We start from the raw sequence: 14,718 nt of genomic DNA on the forward strand, positions 1-14,718 counted from the left end.
TGCCCCGTCGGTGTCAGGCGACGTCGACGGGGCGGAACTGGACGCTGACCCGGGGGCCGACGGCACGGGCGGTCTTGGGGACGGCGTGCTCCCAGGTGCGTTGGCAGGAGCCGCCCATCACCACCAGGTCGCCGTGGCCCAGCGGGAAGCGCAGCGTGTCGCCGCCGCCCCGGGGGCGCAGCAGCAGCGGGCGGGGTGACCCGAAGGACACGATCGCCACCATCGTGTCGGTGTGCGCGGAGCGGCCGATGGTGTCGCCGTGCCAGGCGACGCTGTCCCGGCCGTCGCGGTAGAGGCACATGCCGGCGGTGACGAACGGTTCGCCCAACTCGGCCGCGTAGTGCCGGCTGAGCGCGGTGCGGGCCGTGCCGAGCAGCGGGTGCGGCAGCGGGCGGTCGGGGCCGTACCAGCAGAGCAGGCGCGGGACGTCGACCTCGGCGTCGTACATGGTGCGGCGTTCGGCCCGCCAGGGGACGCCGGTGCGCAGGGTGTCGAGCACCGCGTCGGAGCCGTGCACCCAGCCGGGCAGGTGGTCGACCCATGCGCCCCGGGTGAGCACCCGGCGGCGCAGCCCGGTCAGCGGAGCCAGCGTCGGGCCGGCGTCGGCGAGGTCGAGCATCGACGGCTGGTAGGCGGCCTGCGGCATGCCCGACACCCTATCAGGGGTTTAGTACACCCGTACGATCGGCGATCCGGGCCAGGAGCGCGTCGGCCACCCGGGTCCGGCCGCGCCCGTCGACGGTGGCCCAGGCGCGGGCCGCGAGCGCCGCCCGTCGGCGCGGGGACGCCAGCAGCGTCCGCAGCGTCCGGGCCGCGTCCGCCCGCGCGGTCCGCCCGGCCAGCCCCGGCACGATGAGGTCCGGCAGCTCACCGAGGCCGGCGGCGAGCCCGTGCGCCACCACCCGGTGGTACGAGTCGCGCTGGTTGTCCACCACGCAGACCAGTGCGGCGGGCGCACCCAGACAGCACAGTTCCCAGGTGGAGGTGCCGGCGGCACTGACCACCAGGTCCGCCGCGCCGATCAGCGTGGGCAGGGCGTCGGTCGGCGCGACGGGGCGCAGCGACTGCCCCCGCCCCGGGACGACCTGCGCCAGCTCGGCCCCGATCTCCGGTCGCCCGACCACCACGGTCAGCTCGAGCGGGTGGCCGGTACCGAACAGCACCCGGGCCAGCACCGGGGCCGCGCCGACGGCGTCGGTGCCGCCGAAGAAGGCCAGCACCCGGGGACGCCGTGTCGGGGTGGCCGGCGGTGGGGCGGTCGGTCGGGCGGCGGTCACCGCGTCGCGCAGCAACGCGTACCGGACGCCGGCCAGCGTCCGCCCGCCGGGCCGGCCGACTGCGCCACCGTCCGGCGACCCGCCGGGGAGCGTGTGCGGCGGTCCGTCGGGGAGCCCGCCCGCAGGCCGGTGGGCCGGGTCGGGGGTGTCCGCGCCGAAGTTCTGGTCCAGGTAGAGGTCGGCGTCCTGCCCCCGGGTGTCGCCGTCGACGATGGCCAGGGTGACCACGCTGGCCGCCCGCAGCGCCCCGGCCCCCGCCGGGTCCAGCTCGTACGAGTCGAGCACCAGCGCGTCCAGGGCGTGCCGGCGGGCCGCCTCGACCAGCCCGTCGGGGGTGTCCGGACCGGGCCGGACCGGGATGCCGCGCGCGGTGAGCTGGGCGCTGGCCCAGCCGACCCGCTCGACGGACCCGAACAGCTCGACCCGGGCGCCCCGGGCCAGGAGTTCCTCGCCCAGGGCCAGGCAGCGGACCAGGTGCCCGACGCCGGTGCGCGGGCCGGCGTCGCAGCGCAACCCGATCCGTGGTGGGTTCAGGACTCCTCCAGCCGCTTCTGGCGTACCGAGGAGTTGAGGGTACGCAGGTCGGGCCGTCCGTCCAGCCAGTCGGCGAGCTTGGCCAGGGGCACGCTGACGTCGCCGAAGTGCTCGACGACCGCGCTGACCAGCGCCCAGTCCTGGTCGGTGTCGAGGGTGAGCCGCAGCGCCGACCGGTCCGGGGCGAGGGTCACCCCGAGTACCCGGAACAGCTCCGGTCGGGTGTACGCGTACGAGGTGACGTGTACCCGGTGGTGCCCGGTGGCGAGCCGGTCCAGGGTACGCAGCGTGTCCGCCCGGATGATCTCCACGTCCAGCCCCCGCGGCAGGGTACGGGCGATCGAGGTGCTGGCGTAGTCGAGCCCGGGGACCGCCCGGTACACCGCCGCCACCAGGCTGACGATCTCCGGGTCGAGCAGCGGGCAGTCCGCGGTGAACCGCATGACGGCGTCGCCGGGACGGCCGTCGAGCGCGCCGACGAACCGGCTCAGCACGTCGTCCACCGGTCCCCGGTGCACGGGTACGTCGAGCCGCGCGCACTCGGTGACCACCGCGTCGTCGGCCGGGTCGACGCTGGTGGCGACCACCAGGTCGGCGAGGACCCCGCTGTCCCGGGCGGCCCGGACCACCCGGCCGAGGACGCTGCGCCCGGCCAGCGGACGCAGCACCTTGCCGGGCAGCCGGGACGAGCCCATCCGGGCCTGCACGATCCCGACGATCCGCGGATCGGAGCCGGTCGGCCCGGCCGTGTCGCGTCCGGCCGTGTCGCGTCCGGCCGTGTCGGCGTTCCCGGGTCGGCCCGTAGCCGGGGTGCCGGCGCTGCCGGGGCGACCCGTCGGCGCGGTGTCCGGGCCGGTCACTGCTGCTCCTCCGCCGGCTTCGGGCCGAGCGCCTCGCGGGCCCGCCGCTTGGCCGCCCGTGCGCCGCGCTTGGCCAGCCGGGCCGGGGTGATGGCGAGCCGGCCCACCCGGTAGCTGAGCGAGCCGCTGAGCAGGTTGATTGTGGCGTCGGCGCGGCGCAGCGCCCGTTCCCGCGAGGTGAGCAGCTCCTCGGTCCACTTCAGCAGGGCGGCGAGCCGGGTCAGCTCCTCCCGCTGGCGTACCCAGGCCTCGCGCATCTGCTGGTAGCTGCGCGGCCCGGCGGGCGGGTCGGTGGCGGTGACCGTGCGCAGCGCGGTGGCGAGCGCCCCCCGCCCGTCGGCGTCCAGGCCGCGCAGCGCGGCGGCCACCGCCGCCTCGGTCTGCACGGCCGCGTCGACGGTGGCCCGGTCCAGGTCGTGCCCGGCGACCCCGCCGAGCACCACGGTCAACCCGGCGACGTCCAGGGTCGACGGCCACGGGTGGGCGTATCCGCCGGTGAGCAGGGCGACCGCGAACCGCCACAGCCCCCGGGCCAGGACCACCTGAGCGGCCAGCGGATCGGTGGCCTGCCAGCTCGGGTCGAGCACCGCGAAGGCGTCCCCGTCGACGACCACGTTGTCCGGATCGGCCAGCGCCGTCGCGCCGGTGATCCGCCTGTCCGGATCGGCCTGCCCGGTGAGCCATCCCGCGTAGCCGCGCAGCAGCCGGCGCAGGGCGTCCAGGTCGCGGCGCAGGCAGCCGTCGAGCAGCAGGGTCCGCAGCAGCCGGCCCGGTGGCACCGGCCCGGTGAGCGCGGCCGGATCCCGGTGGGCCGCCTCCCGGCTGGCGAACGGGGCCGGTCGGCCCCGGGTGTCACTGCCCCCGGTGACCGCCCAGTGCCAGCCGTCCGGACCGTCGGTCACCTCGACCACCCCGACCCCGGGCGGTCCGGTCTGCACCAGCACCACCGGCAGCGGTGCGCCGCCGGGCCGGTCGTGGTCGCCGGGGCGGTCGTCGTCGGTGGGGCGGTGGGCGGTGACCAGCCAGCCCGGGGCCAGCGCCGCGCCGAGCCCGGCGTGCAGCGCGTCGACCGCCAGCCGGGCCGGGTCCTGGAGCACCGTGCCGGCGTCGGAACCACCGGCACAGGCCCCGTGCAGCACCGCGTCGAGCAGCCCCGAGGCGGGTCGCCGCTCCAGGGCTTCGGTGGCGACCAGGGCCGTCGGGGCACCCCGTCCGGGGTACCCGGCGTAGCCGGCGTCGGGGGTCAGCCCCGCCGCGGCGAGCCGGGCCCGTAACTGCTCCCGGTTGGCCGGGCGGTCGGCGTCCAGCACCCCGCCCACGGTCCACGCCGCGTCGGTCCGGTCGGCGTACCAGGGGGAGGTGGCGACCAGCCGGGAGACGCCGAGCGGATTGTCCAGCCACAGCAGCAGCGTGCCGCCGGGACGCAGGGCGGTGGCCAGCCGGGTCAGCACCCCCGTCCAGCCCAGCCGGGTGCCCTCGACCGACTCGACGGCGTCCAGCCCGGCCCCGGCCACCACCACGTCGAAGGCGTCGGCCGGGGCGAGCCCGGCCGGTCCGCCGACGATCACCCGGGCCGCCCGGTCGGCCAGCGCCACCGCGTCGGGGTGGCTGCGCAGCAGGCAGGTCACCTCGGCGTGGGCGAGCCGGTCCAGCAGCGCCGGGTCGTGCGGCCCGGCGAGCAGCACCCGCGCCCCGGCCGGTACGACCCGGGCGGCCAGCGCGCCCAGCGGCCCCCCGTCGGGCAGCCGCTGCTCCGGCAGGTCGGACCAGGCCAGCATCTCCCCACCGGGCAGGACGACGGGGGCGGCGGTTCCAGTGCTCAACTCGGGCCTCCTGCGGGACGTGACCAGCCGAGCAGTTCACGCAGCTCGGCCGGGGTGCAGCGGTGGTCGGTGCCCAGCTCGGCGCGGGCGGTCGCGACGGCGGTCGGCAGGTCCACCGACTCGCCGTGCAGCTCCGGCCACTGCCGGCGGATCCGGGCGGTGCCGCCGAAGGTGGGGTCCTCCTTGGCCAGGATCATCGGGTCGCCGTAGACGGCCGGCTCGCAGCCGGCGGCGATGCCGTAGAAGATGGCGCTGGTCAGCCGGTTGGACGCCACCCGGGCGTGCCGGCGCAGCTCGGTGAGCTGCTTGTCGAGGAAGAGCGGGTCGGTGTCACGCCACCAGTGCCCCCGGTAGCCGTGGCAGATCACCCGGAAGCCGGCGTTCTCGTAGAGCCGGCGGACCCGGCGCATGCCGTACTCGTGCCAGTAGAGGCAGACGGTGACCGGGCCGGGTTCGGTGTCCCGGATCCGGGCGATCAGTTCCCGGTGGTCGCCCTTGACGTGCTGGCCCTCCCAGCCGTGGAAGGGGTACCAGATGGTGCCCTCCCGCACGGCCGGCGGCGGGTCGTCGCGGCGCAGGTCGAGCAGGTACGCGAAGGGCGCACCGGTGACCACCACGTTGCGCCGCCCCACCGACCAGGCCCGTCGCCGGGTCTGCTCCGACCAGAGCAGGCTGGGGGTGCGCTCGGCGTACGGGTGGCCGGGGGCGAGCCCGTCGCCGATGTTCCAGCCGTGCTGGACGTACCCGTTGATCCGGGGCGGGTGGCCGTCGCCCAGCCCGCAGTAGCGGGCCAGCACATGGGCGTGCCCGTAGAAGTGGTTCGCGTGGTGCATCGTTCCCCCGGTCAGGCGGCGGCGGGCGCGGTGACGCCGCGCAGCGCCGCGCCGAGCGCGTCGATCACCCGGTCCTGGTCGGCGTCGGTGAGGCCCGGGTACAGCGGCAGCGAGAGCTGCTGGGTGTAGAACGACTCGGCCACCGGGCAGGACCCGCGCCGGTAACCGAGGTCGGCGAAGACCGGGTGCCAGTGCACCGGCAGGTAATTGACCTGGACGCCGATCCCGGCGGCGCGCATCCGGTCGTAGACCTCCCGGCGGCGGCCGTCGAGGATCCGGACCGGGTAGAGGTGCCAGGCGGGGGCGGCCCACGACCGGCGGGCCGGGGGGAGCACCCCGTCCAGGTCGGCCAGGGCCTCGTCGTAGCGGGCCACCAGCCGGGCGCGGGCGGCGAGGAAGTCGCCGAGTCGGCGTAGCTGGCTGCGGCCCAGCGCGCAGAGCACGTCCGGCAGCCGGTAGTTCAACCCGAACTCGTGCACCTCCTGGTGCCAGCCGCCCTCGTCCGGCGTGCGCAGCTCGGCACGCTCCCGGACCAGGCCGATGTTGCGGAAGCGGCGGGCACGCTTCAGCAGCTCCGGGTCGGCGGTGGCGACCGCGCCGCCCTCGGCGGTGGTGAGGTTCTTGGTGGGGAAGAACGAGAAGGTGGTCAGGTCGGCCAGCGACCCGACCGGCCGCCCCCGGTAGCCGGCCCCGATCGAGTGCGCCGCGTCGGCGAGCAGCAGCGCGTCGGAGCCGGCCAGCGCGGCGCGCAGGGCGTCGTAGTCGGCCGGGTGGCCGGCGTAGTCGACGGCGGCGACCACCTTCGTCCGGGCGGTGGTCGCGGCGGCTGCCGCCGCCGGGTCCAGGGTGAACGTCTCGTCCTCGACGTCGGCGAAGACGATCCGCGCGCCGAGGGCGACCGCGCTGCTGGCGGTCGCCACGAAGGTCATCGGCGGCACCACCACCTCGTCGCCGGGCCCCACCCCGGCCGCCGCGTACGCGACGTGCAGGGCGGCCGTGCCGTTGGCCACGGCCGCGCAGCCGGCCCCGCCGGTCCAGCCCGCGAGGTCCGCCTCGAACGCGTCGACCTGGGGACCGGTGGTGAGCCAGTCGCTGCGCAGGGTGGCGACCACGGCGGCGACGTCGTCGTCGGTGACCGACTGCCGGCCGTACGGGAGCATCGCCGTCACGCCGTGAGGCCCAGCATGTCGCGCAGCTGCCGGACGCTCAACCACTCGTCGTTGCCGTCGGACTGGTAGGCGAAGCCGTCCGGCACCGGTTCGCAGTCGACCGGCGGCCGGTAACCCCAGGTGGCGATCGTCGGCTGGACGATGAAGCGGTCCTTCGCGCGCAGCGTCCGGCGGCTGTCGTCCGGGGCGATCATCTCCTCGTGCAGCTTCTCGCCGGGCCGGATGCCGATCTCGTGCGTGGTGGCCTCCGGGGCGACCGCCTCGACCAGGTCGAGGATGCGCATGCTGGGGATCCGGGGCACGAACAGCTCGCCGCCCTGCATCTGGTCGAAGCTGTCCAGCACGAACTGCACGGCCTGGTCCAGGGTGATCCAGAACCGGGTCATCCGCTTGTCGGTGATCGGCAGGCTCCTGCCCTCGTCGGCGAGCCGCCGGAACAGCGGCACCACCGAGCCCCGGCTGCCGACCACGTTGCCGTAGCGGACCACGGCGAACCGGGTGGGGTGCTGGGCGGCGTAGTGGTTGGCCGAGACGAAGAGCTTGTCGCCGACGAGCTTGGTCGCGCCGTACAGGTTGATCGGGCTGGACGCCTTGTCGGTGGAGAGCGCGATGACCTTCCGGACGCCGGCCTCGATGGCCGCGTCGACCACGTGCTGCGAGCCGGTGATGTTGGTGGCGATGAACTCCGACGGGTTGTACTCGGCGGTGTCCACCTGCTTGAGGGCGGCGGCGTGCACCACGTGGTCCACCCCGTGCATGGCCCGGGTGAGCCGGTGCCGGTCCCGGATGTCGCCGATGAACCAGCGCAGCCGGGGATCGTCGCCGAGTTGCTGGCGCAGCTCGTACTGCTTGAGTTCGTCGCGGGAGAACACCACCACCCGGGCCGGGTCGGCCACGGCGAGGACGTGCCGCAGGAACGCCTTCCCAAAGGACCCCGTACCGCCGGTGATGAGAATGGAGGACCCATTCAGCTCACTCAATTTGGTGCTCCCCAGCTCGTGGTTGGTGCGCCACCGGCTCGGGCCAGGCGACCGGACGGACGCTAGCCACGCCGGGTTAACACCCCGACGCTCCCGGGTGAACCGCCCGCGCTGCTCCCGTGAATGCCGGACCTCCGCCAGGCGAACACTTCCGACCCCGCCGCGAACGGGCTGACCAGCCCGGACGGTGCTGACTACAGTGGCCCGGCGCGACCGGTGGGCAACGGGTGCACCCCGACGGGCAGGAGGCGACGATGGTGTCCGGCACCGAGGTCAGGCGAGAGGCGGTCGTCGGCTCACCCGCGCGGCCGGCGGGCCGACGCCGCTGGCTGGTGCCGGTGCTGCTGACGGTGGGCTGGCTGCTGGGCGTCGGCTGGCGGATGTGGTCGTCCCGGCACGTGCCGCTGCCCATCGCGCACACCGACGAGGACAGCTACCTGCACACCGCCCGTGCGTTGGTCGGTGGGCCGGGCGGATTCAGCAGCGAGAACGGGCCGCTGCGCCGGGTCGGCTACCCGCTGCTGATCTCCCCGGCGTTCCTCGGCGAGCGGGACTTCGTCGACAGTTACCGGCTGGTGCACCTGGTCAACGCGGCGGTGAACGCGACGGTGCTGCCGCTGGCATACCTGCTGGTCCGTCGGCTGGTGCCGGTGCGCCGGGCGGTCGCGCTGGCCGCCGCCGCCGTCGCGGCGACCCTGCCGGCGACCGTCTTCTACGCCGGGGTGGCGATGATCGACGCGGTGCTGGCGCCGCTGGTGCTGGCCTGGCTGCTGGCCGTGCACCACTGGGTACGCCGACCCGGCCCGCTGGTCGCCGCCGGGGCCGGCGCCCTGGTCGGGGCGTTCCACCTGCTGCACTCCCGGGGCCTGGTGATCGTGGGGGTGCACGTCGGTCTGGTGCTGCTGCTGTTCCTGCGCCGGCGGATCGGCCCGCCGCAGGTGCTCGCCGCGGTGCTGCCGGTGCTGGCGGCGGCCCTGCTCAACGAGGCGGTCATCCGGCTGCTCGGCGACCGGGTGTACCTGCTGGGCGATCCCCCCGGTGGCGGCACCGTACGGGCGGTCGCCTCGGGGCAGGGGCTGCTGCGGGTGGGCGCGGCGGTCGCCACCCAGCTCTGGTACCTGGTGGTGATCACCTTCGGGCTGGCCGGCGTCGCCTGGGCCGGTGCCGTCCGCACCCTGCTCCGTCCCGCCTCCACCGGGAGCCGGGACGCCGCCGGGGCGACCCGTTGGACGCTCGGTGTGGCCCTGGTGACCAGCGTCGGGGTGGCGGCCGGCGCATCGGTGATCCTGGCCGGCATCACCACCAAGCCGCTGGACGCGATCTACGGCCGGTACGTGCAGATGCTCGCCCCGTTCTGGCTGCTGGTCGGGGTGGGGATGCTGGTGACCGCGACGCCCCGGGCGCGGTGGCGTCGCGCGGCGGTCGCGGCGGGGGTGCTGCTGGCCGGCGCGACGCTGGTCGCCGGCCGGCTGGCCTGGGTGGCCAGTCGGGGGCACGAGCTGCGCTACGGCGGGTTCGGCGCTCCGGACCTGATGGCGCTGACCGGTGGCTGGCGCGAGTTCCGACCGTTCACCGGGGCGGTGGTCGGGTTGGTCGGCTGCCTGCTGCTGGTCGTCGCGGTAGGGCGGCCCCGGTGGCGGGTGCCGGTGCTCGCCGCGCTGGTGGTGGTGAACCTCGGCACCATGCAGACGATCACCGACCGGCTGGTCCGTCCGATGGTCGCCGCGACCGCACCGACCCCCCGGGTGGCCGACGTCGGGGTACGCCCCGGTGACCGGGTCTGGGCGTCCCTCGGCGTGCAGTGGATCCTGCGGTTCAACCTCAGCCACCAGGTCACCTGGGCCGACGTGCGGTGGTTCGTCGAGAAGCCGCCGGCCGACGCCGACGTGGTCTTCGTCCGGTGGGCGCCCGGCGGGCCGGACGACTGGGACGGCGACCGGTACGGGTTCGTCCGGATGGGCGGCAACGTGGAACAGCACTGGGCCGCCTGGCGTCGCCGCTGAACCGCATGGCTGTATGGCTGTATGGCTGTATGGCTGTATGGCTGTATGGCTGTATGGCTGTGCCGACACGGGCTGGTAAACGTCGGATGGCCGCCCGGTTAATGGTCGTCGGACAATGGGGGAAATTAGCGTCGGCGACGATTCTCGCGGGTCAGTGAAATGGGTACGACCTCGACTTCCCTCCCGTTGTGCGTCACCCGGTGTCCGGTGCCCTCGACGAACCGGAAACGACGGTTCATCTGCCGGACGACCGTGTTGTGCGCCAACACCTCGCCGTCGAGCCGGTCCAGCGCGAGCACGTCGAAGGCGTAGTCCACCGCCGCCCGCATCACGCCCAGCCAGGCGGGCAGGGTGGCACCCCGCCCGGCCAGCCCGTCGGCGTCCAGGTAGAACCCCCAGGAGGCGGTCCGTGGCCTGTCGGGGCGCAGGTCGGAGAAGGTCACCACGCCAGCGGTCAGGCCGTCGTGGACGTACATCAGGATGCGGTGGGCCGGGTCGGCGCGGACCCGCGACCACCAGGCGGCGTGCTCGTCGGCGGTGATCCGGTGACTGGTCTTGCTGACCTGCCGGTTGGTTTCCTGATTACGCCAGGACAACATCAGGTTAACGTCGTCCGTCGTGGCCTCGCGCAGCACCGGTACCCCTTTGTGTTAACCGCATGGATCCCCACGGACCATACCCGGGTAAACGGTCCGGGGAATTGCCGGGCTGTACACTGCGCCGCATGGAAGAATTGAGCCGCGCGCAGATTCGCGACCTCATGGCGCAGGTGTTGCGGAACCAGGGCCGGGCGTTGCCCGACGACGACTCCGCAGACCTGCGGGAGATCGGTTTCCGTTCGCTGGACTTCTCGGAACTCGCCCTGCGGGTGGAGGACGTCACCGGGGAGGAGTTGAACTTCGACGCCCCCGGTCTGCGTCGGATCGCCACCGTCGGGGACGTCCTCGACTTCCTCGCCGAACTCCAGCGGCAGTGACCGTCACGACCGCACCGGCCGGGCTGGGCAACCGGGTCGTCGTCGCCGGGGTGGCCCGGAGCTGGCGGGACCTGCCCACCCCGGGGCTGCCGTCGCCCGGCGCGGTCGTCGCCGGGGCCGCCGACGCGCTCGCCGTCGCCCGGCGACACGCCACGGATGGCACCGAACTGCTGCTCGCCGGCCCCGGCCGGATCGACGCGGCGATGCGGGACGACCTGCGCGCCGCCGGCTTCGCCGTCACCGTGCTCACCGACGGGGTGACCCGGACCGTCGCGCCGACCATGCCCAGGGCGGCGGAGAGCGGCCGGCTCTGGCTGCTCACCTCCGGCTCGACCGGCCGGCCGAAGCGGGTGGGTCACACCCTCGACTCGGTGACCACGGTGCGCGGTGCCCAGCCGGAACGGACCTGGCTCTGCCCGTACGTCCCCGGCAGTTACGCCTGGTGGCAGGTGGTCACCCTGTCGCTGACCCAGCCCGGCCAGCACCTGGTGGTGGTCGACCCGCAGGAGTTGGACGACTGGCCGGCGCTGGCCGCCGCGCACGGGGTCGACGCCGCCTCCGGCACCCCCACCTTCTGGCGTCGCGCCCTGCACCGCGATCCGCGGGCGTTGGCCCGGGTGCCGCTGCGGCAGCTCACGCTCGGCGGCGAACCCGTCGACCAGGCCGTGCTGGACCGGCTCCGGGCGGTCTTCCCGGCCGCCCGGATCTCCTGGATCTACGCCTCCTCCGAGGTGGGCGCGTCGATCGTGGTGCACGACGGCCGGGCCGGCTTTCCGGTCGACTGGCTCGACCGGGTGACCCCCGGCCGCCCCACCCTCTCGGTGCGCGACGACGAACTGGTGATCACCTCCCCCCACCACGGGGTCGGGCTCGACGGACCGGTCCGCACCGGCGACCGGGTGCAGATCGTCGACGACCGGGTCATGATCACCGGTCGACTGGACTCCGACGAGATCAACGTCGGTGGCAGCAAGGTCTCCGCCGGGCTGGTGCGCGACGTGCTCACCGCCCATCCCGGGGTGGCCTGGGCGCGGGTGACCGGCCGGCGGGCCCCGGTACTCGGCCGGATGGTGGTCGCCGAGGTCGTCCCGGCCACCGCGCCGGAGGCCGCTCTGCCCGTCGTTCCGGCCACCGCGCCGGAGGCTGCTCCGCCCGTTGTCCCGGCCACCGCGCCGGAGGCTGCTCCGCCCGTTGTCCCGGCCACCGCGCCGGGTTCCGTCGCGTCGTCCGGTCCGGCGACGGCGGCGGCGTGGCCCGACGAGGGCACGCTGGTGCGGTGGTGCGCCGAGCGGCTGCCCGAGTACGCGGTACCGCGCCGGATCCGGCTGCTGACCGAGATTCCCGTCAAGGAGAGTCTGAAGAGCGATGTCTGACTCCGTACCCGTGCCACCCAGCACCGTCGTCCTCGTCTCCGGCGGGTCTCGGGGGTTGGGCCTGGCCATCGTCACCGACCTGCTCGACGCCGGGCTCACGGTGGCCGCCTTCGCCCGTACCGTCACGCCCGAGCTGGAGAAACTGGCCGTCGAGCAGCCCGACCGGGTGCACGTCGGCGCGGTGGACGTCACCGAACCCGCCGCCGTGCAGGGCTTCGTCCGGGCGGTGGAGGCACGGTTCGGCCCGATCGACGGGCTGGTGAACAACGCCGCCGTCGGGCAGGACTCGATGCACACGCACACCGCCACCGTCGACATCGCCCGGATCGTCGAGACCAACCTGACCGCGCCGTTGCAGCTCACCCGCCTGGTGGTCCGACGGATGTTGGGCCAGGGGCGACGCGGGCGGATCGTCAACGTCACCTCGATCTGCGCGCAGCGGGGCTTCCCCGGCCTGGTGGCCTACTCGGCGACCAAGGGGGGCATGGACGCGGCGACCCGGTCGCTGGCCCGGGAGCTGGGCGGGCGGCTGCTGGTCAACGCGGTGGCCCCGGGCTTCTTCGCCTCGGAGATGTCCGCCGTGCTGGGCAGCACCCAGCTCGACCAGATCGTCCGGCGGACCCCGACCGGGCACCTGACCGAGCCGGCCGAGGTGGTACCGGTGGTGCGGATGCTGCTGCGCGAGCAGACCAACATCAACGGCCAGGTCATCGTGGTCGACGGTGCCGCCTCGATCTGACCGCGCCGGCTCCGGCCGCCGCCCGGTCCACGGCCCGTCCAGGTCCGGGTCTGTCGGTGGCAACCCGCTGGGGTCCGGGGTGATCGGTGGCGTCCTGCCCGGGGCCGGAGCGGTGGGTGGCGTCCTGTCGGGGTCCGGGGCGGTGGGTGGCGTCCTGTCGGGGTCCGGGGCGGTGGGTGGCGGCCTGTCGGGGTCCGGGGCGGTGGGTGGCGGCCTGTCGGGGTCCGGGGCGGTGGGTGGCCACCCGCATTCGGCGGCGGGCACCCGGCCGGTGCCGGCGTTGCTGCGCGCCGCCGAACGGCACCTGCGCGTGGGCACCCCCGCCGAGCTGCGGCACGCGGTGACCCGGAGCCACCTCGACGACGGGCGCTGCGTCGGTTGGTACGGCACGGCCGCCCCCGGCTGGCGGGTGGCGATCGACGCCGAACGGGCTGCCGCCGACGTCCCGCCCGCGCTGGCCGCGCGGTTCGGGCCGGCCGACTTCTGGTCGCGGTGGACCCGGGCGGAGTGCCTGTGCAAGCTGGCCGACGTGCCGGTGGCCGCCTGGTGGCGGCGGCACGGTCTGGCCGTACCCCCGCACACCCGCGCGGTGTGGCGCACGCTGTGCCTGACCGATCTGGTGATCACGATCGCCTTCGCGCCCTGAGTGGCCCGCCCGGGTCAGTGGCACCACCCGGCTCCGGCTCCGGCTCCGCCCCGGCTCCGCCCGCTTCGCGCGCGGTCCGCCTAAGGTGCCGTGCGTGTTCATCATGATCACATTGCATTCACGGAGAGTTTCTCCGGCGTGTCGTGTGCGTGCCGGTCATTTGATCATGGGACGCGGGGATGCGCTCAGACGAGGTCCCAGGTGAGGGGGGTGCCGCGGGGGACGTCGGTGGCGAAGGTGCGGCCGAGCACCCGGTCGGTCTCCACCGGGGGCAGGCCACCGGCCGGCCGGATCGAGCGGACGTTGGCGGCGGTCACCTCGTCACCGGCCCGTACGTCGGCCACCACGAACAGCGAACGGCGGAACCGCAGCCCCTCCCGTTCCGCCGGGGTGGGACCGATGGCGGTGCCGCCGAGCGCGGCGTGTGCCCGCCCGGACTCGACCACCAGGGCGGCCAACTCGTCGGGGTTCAGCGAGAAGTCGGAGTCGACGCCGCCGTCGGTCCGGTCGAGGGTGACGTGCTTCTCGATGAAGCAGGCGCCCAGCGCCACCGAGGCCACCGGCACCCCGATGCCGGGGGTGTGGTCGGAGAGGCCGACCGGCACCCCGAAGGCGTCGGCGAGCACCGGAATCCGGCGCAGGTTGCTGTCCGCCGGTGGGGCCGGGTAGGAGGCGGTGCAGGCCAGCAGCACGATGCCGCCGGCTCCGCCGTCGCGGGCGGTGCGCACCGCCGCGTCGATCTCGGCCACCGTGGCCATCCCGGTGGAGATGACCAGCGGCTTGCCGGTGCCCGCGACCAACCGGATCAGCGGCAGGTCGACCAGCTCCGACGAGGCGATCTTGTACGCCGGGACGTCCAGCCCCTCCAGCAGCTCCACCGCCGACGGGTCGAACGGGGACGAGAAGACCGTCAACCCCCGCTCCCGGGCGCGCGTGAAGATCGGCTCGTGCCACTCGTACGGGGTGTGCGCCCGCTCGTAGAGCCGGTAGAGGTTCTGTCCGCCCCACAGTTCGTGCCCGCCCGAGATGCGGAACGCCGGGGTGTCCATGTCGATGGTGATGGTGTCCGGCCGGTACGTCTGCAACTTCAGCGCGTGCGCCCCGCTGGCCGCCACCGCGTCCACGATCGCCAGCGCCCGGCCCAGGTCACCGTTGTGGTTGCCGGACATCTCCGCCACCACGAACGGCCGTTCCCCGGCCCCGATCACGTGCGGCCCGATCTTCACTGTCATCGTCATATCCGACCCCTGTTCCCTGTGCTCGTTCCTCGTACCCGGTGGTCGTCACCCGGACGCCGGCACCCCGCGCCGCCGTCGACCGCCGGGGTGGACCGCCCGGCGTGTCGGCGGTGCCGGATCGGCCGGCGTGCCGGCGTGCTGGCGGTGGTGGATCGGCCGGCGTGCCGGCGGTGCCGGATCGGCTGGCGTGCCGGCGTGCTGGCGGTGGTGGATCGGCCGGCGTGCCGGCGGTGCCGGATCGGCTGGCGTGCCGGCGTGCCGGCGGTG

Annotated in this window: 14 protein-coding genes; 5 read left to right on the forward strand and 9 right to left on the reverse strand. The window is 74.8% G+C overall.

Annotation, left to right across the window (positions count from 1 at the left end; all coding sequences use genetic code 11):
* Window positions 1-13: 13 nt before the first annotated feature.
* The 7 genes from O7612_RS10495 to pseB form a co-directional block, all read right to left on the reverse strand.
* Window positions 14-646, reverse strand: a complete 633-nt coding sequence (locus O7612_RS10495; protein WP_282272636.1) for an alpha-ketoglutarate-dependent dioxygenase AlkB — start codon at window positions 644-646, stop codon at window positions 14-16.
* A gap of 13 nt (window positions 647-659) precedes the next feature.
* Entirely contained in the window at window positions 660-1,811 is a 1,152-nt protein-coding gene (locus tag O7612_RS10500; RefSeq protein ID WP_282273871.1) for a spore coat protein, read from the reverse strand.
* Window positions 1,808-2,530, reverse strand: coding sequence for a glycosyltransferase family protein (locus tag O7612_RS10505; protein WP_282273872.1), 723 nt, complete (start codon window positions 2,528-2,530; stop codon window positions 1,808-1,810). The genes O7612_RS10500 and O7612_RS10505 overlap by 4 nt, the downstream gene beginning before the upstream one ends.
* A gap of 137 nt (window positions 2,531-2,667) precedes the next feature.
* A complete protein-coding gene (locus O7612_RS10510) occupies window positions 2,668-4,449 on the reverse strand; it encodes a class I SAM-dependent methyltransferase (RefSeq protein ID WP_282273873.1) in 1,782 nt (593 codons plus the stop codon).
* A gap of 41 nt (window positions 4,450-4,490) precedes the next feature.
* A complete protein-coding gene (locus O7612_RS10515; RefSeq protein WP_282272638.1) occupies window positions 4,491-5,327 on the reverse strand; it encodes a hypothetical protein in 837 nt (278 codons plus the stop codon).
* Window positions 5,328-5,338: 11 nt separating this feature from the next.
* Window positions 5,339-6,496 (reverse strand): DegT/DnrJ/EryC1/StrS family aminotransferase, encoded by a 1,158-nt coding sequence (locus O7612_RS10520; protein WP_282272640.1) that lies wholly within the window; start codon window positions 6,494-6,496, stop codon window positions 5,339-5,341.
* Entirely contained in the window at window positions 6,493-7,476 is a 984-nt protein-coding gene (gene pseB / locus O7612_RS10525; RefSeq protein WP_282272642.1) for a UDP-N-acetylglucosamine 4,6-dehydratase (inverting), read from the reverse strand. The genes O7612_RS10520 and pseB overlap by 4 nt, the downstream gene beginning before the upstream one ends.
* Before the next feature lie 254 nt (window positions 7,477-7,730).
* Here pseB and O7612_RS10530 point away from each other — a divergent pair, with 254 nt between their 5' ends.
* Complete coding sequence (locus O7612_RS10530) at window positions 7,731-9,479, forward strand: hypothetical protein (RefSeq protein WP_282272644.1); 1,749 nt, start codon at window positions 7,731-7,733, stop codon at window positions 9,477-9,479.
* A 125-nt stretch (window positions 9,480-9,604) separates the two neighbouring features.
* On the opposite strand, the gene O7612_RS10535 is transcribed toward O7612_RS10530, so the two are convergent.
* Window positions 9,605-10,114, reverse strand: coding sequence for a GNAT family N-acetyltransferase (locus O7612_RS10535; protein ID WP_282272646.1), 510 nt, complete (start codon window positions 10,112-10,114; stop codon window positions 9,605-9,607).
* 89 nt (window positions 10,115-10,203) lie between these two features.
* Between O7612_RS10535 and O7612_RS10540 the strand changes: the two genes are divergently transcribed.
* The 4 genes from O7612_RS10540 (at window position 10,204) to O7612_RS10555 (ending at window position 13,213) form a co-directional block, all read left to right on the forward strand.
* Window positions 10,204-10,455 carry an acyl carrier protein gene (locus tag O7612_RS10540; protein ID WP_282272648.1) on the forward strand — a complete coding sequence of 84 codons (252 nt, stop codon included), beginning with the start codon at window positions 10,204-10,206 and terminating at the stop codon, window positions 10,453-10,455.
* On the forward strand, window positions 10,452-11,828 hold the full coding sequence (locus O7612_RS10545; RefSeq protein ID WP_282272649.1) for an AMP-binding protein: 1,377 nt from the start codon (window positions 10,452-10,454) through the stop codon (window positions 11,826-11,828). The genes O7612_RS10540 and O7612_RS10545 overlap by 4 nt, the downstream gene beginning before the upstream one ends.
* Window positions 11,821-12,567, forward strand: coding sequence for an SDR family NAD(P)-dependent oxidoreductase (locus tag O7612_RS10550; RefSeq protein WP_282272651.1), 747 nt, complete (start codon window positions 11,821-11,823; stop codon window positions 12,565-12,567). The genes O7612_RS10545 and O7612_RS10550 overlap by 8 nt, the downstream gene beginning before the upstream one ends.
* Before the next feature lie 79 nt (window positions 12,568-12,646).
* Entirely contained in the window at window positions 12,647-13,213 is a 567-nt protein-coding gene (locus O7612_RS10555) for a hypothetical protein (protein WP_282272652.1), read from the forward strand.
* A 185-nt stretch (window positions 13,214-13,398) separates the two neighbouring features.
* Here the strand turns inward: O7612_RS10555 and pseI are convergent, their stop codons facing one another.
* Window positions 13,399-14,451: a pseudaminic acid synthase gene (gene pseI / locus O7612_RS10560; protein WP_282272653.1), complete on the reverse strand. Its 1,053-nt coding sequence runs from the start codon at window positions 14,449-14,451 to the stop codon at window positions 13,399-13,401.
* Between the last annotated feature and the right edge of the window lie 267 nt (window positions 14,452-14,718).

Origin of the sequence: Micromonospora sp. WMMD987 (genome assembly GCF_029581435.1) — a bacterium.
GTDB classification, from domain to species: Bacteria; Actinomycetota; Actinomycetes; order Mycobacteriales; family Micromonosporaceae; genus Micromonospora; species Micromonospora rifamycinica.

Coding starts and splice junctions, on each gene's coding strand:
- O7612_RS10495 (WP_282272636.1), bottom strand. CDS start 646: ATGCCGCAGGCCGCCTACCAGCCGTCGATGCTCGACCTCGCCGACGCC.
- O7612_RS10510 (WP_282273873.1), bottom strand. CDS start 4,449: ATGCTGGCCTGGTCCGACCTGCCGGAGCAGCGGCTGCCCGACGGGGGG.
- O7612_RS10515 (WP_282272638.1), bottom strand. CDS start 5,327: ATGCACCACGCGAACCACTTCTACGGGCACGCCCATGTGCTGGCCCGC.
- O7612_RS10530 (WP_282272644.1), top strand. CDS start 7,731: ATGGTGTCCGGCACCGAGGTCAGGCGAGAGGCGGTCGTCGGCTCACCC.
- O7612_RS10540 (WP_282272648.1), top strand. CDS start 10,204: ATGGAAGAATTGAGCCGCGCGCAGATTCGCGACCTCATGGCGCAGGTG.
- O7612_RS10550 (WP_282272651.1), top strand. CDS start 11,821: ATGTCTGACTCCGTACCCGTGCCACCCAGCACCGTCGTCCTCGTCTCC.
- pseI (WP_282272653.1), bottom strand. CDS start 14,451: ATGACGATGACAGTGAAGATCGGGCCGCACGTGATCGGGGCCGGGGAA.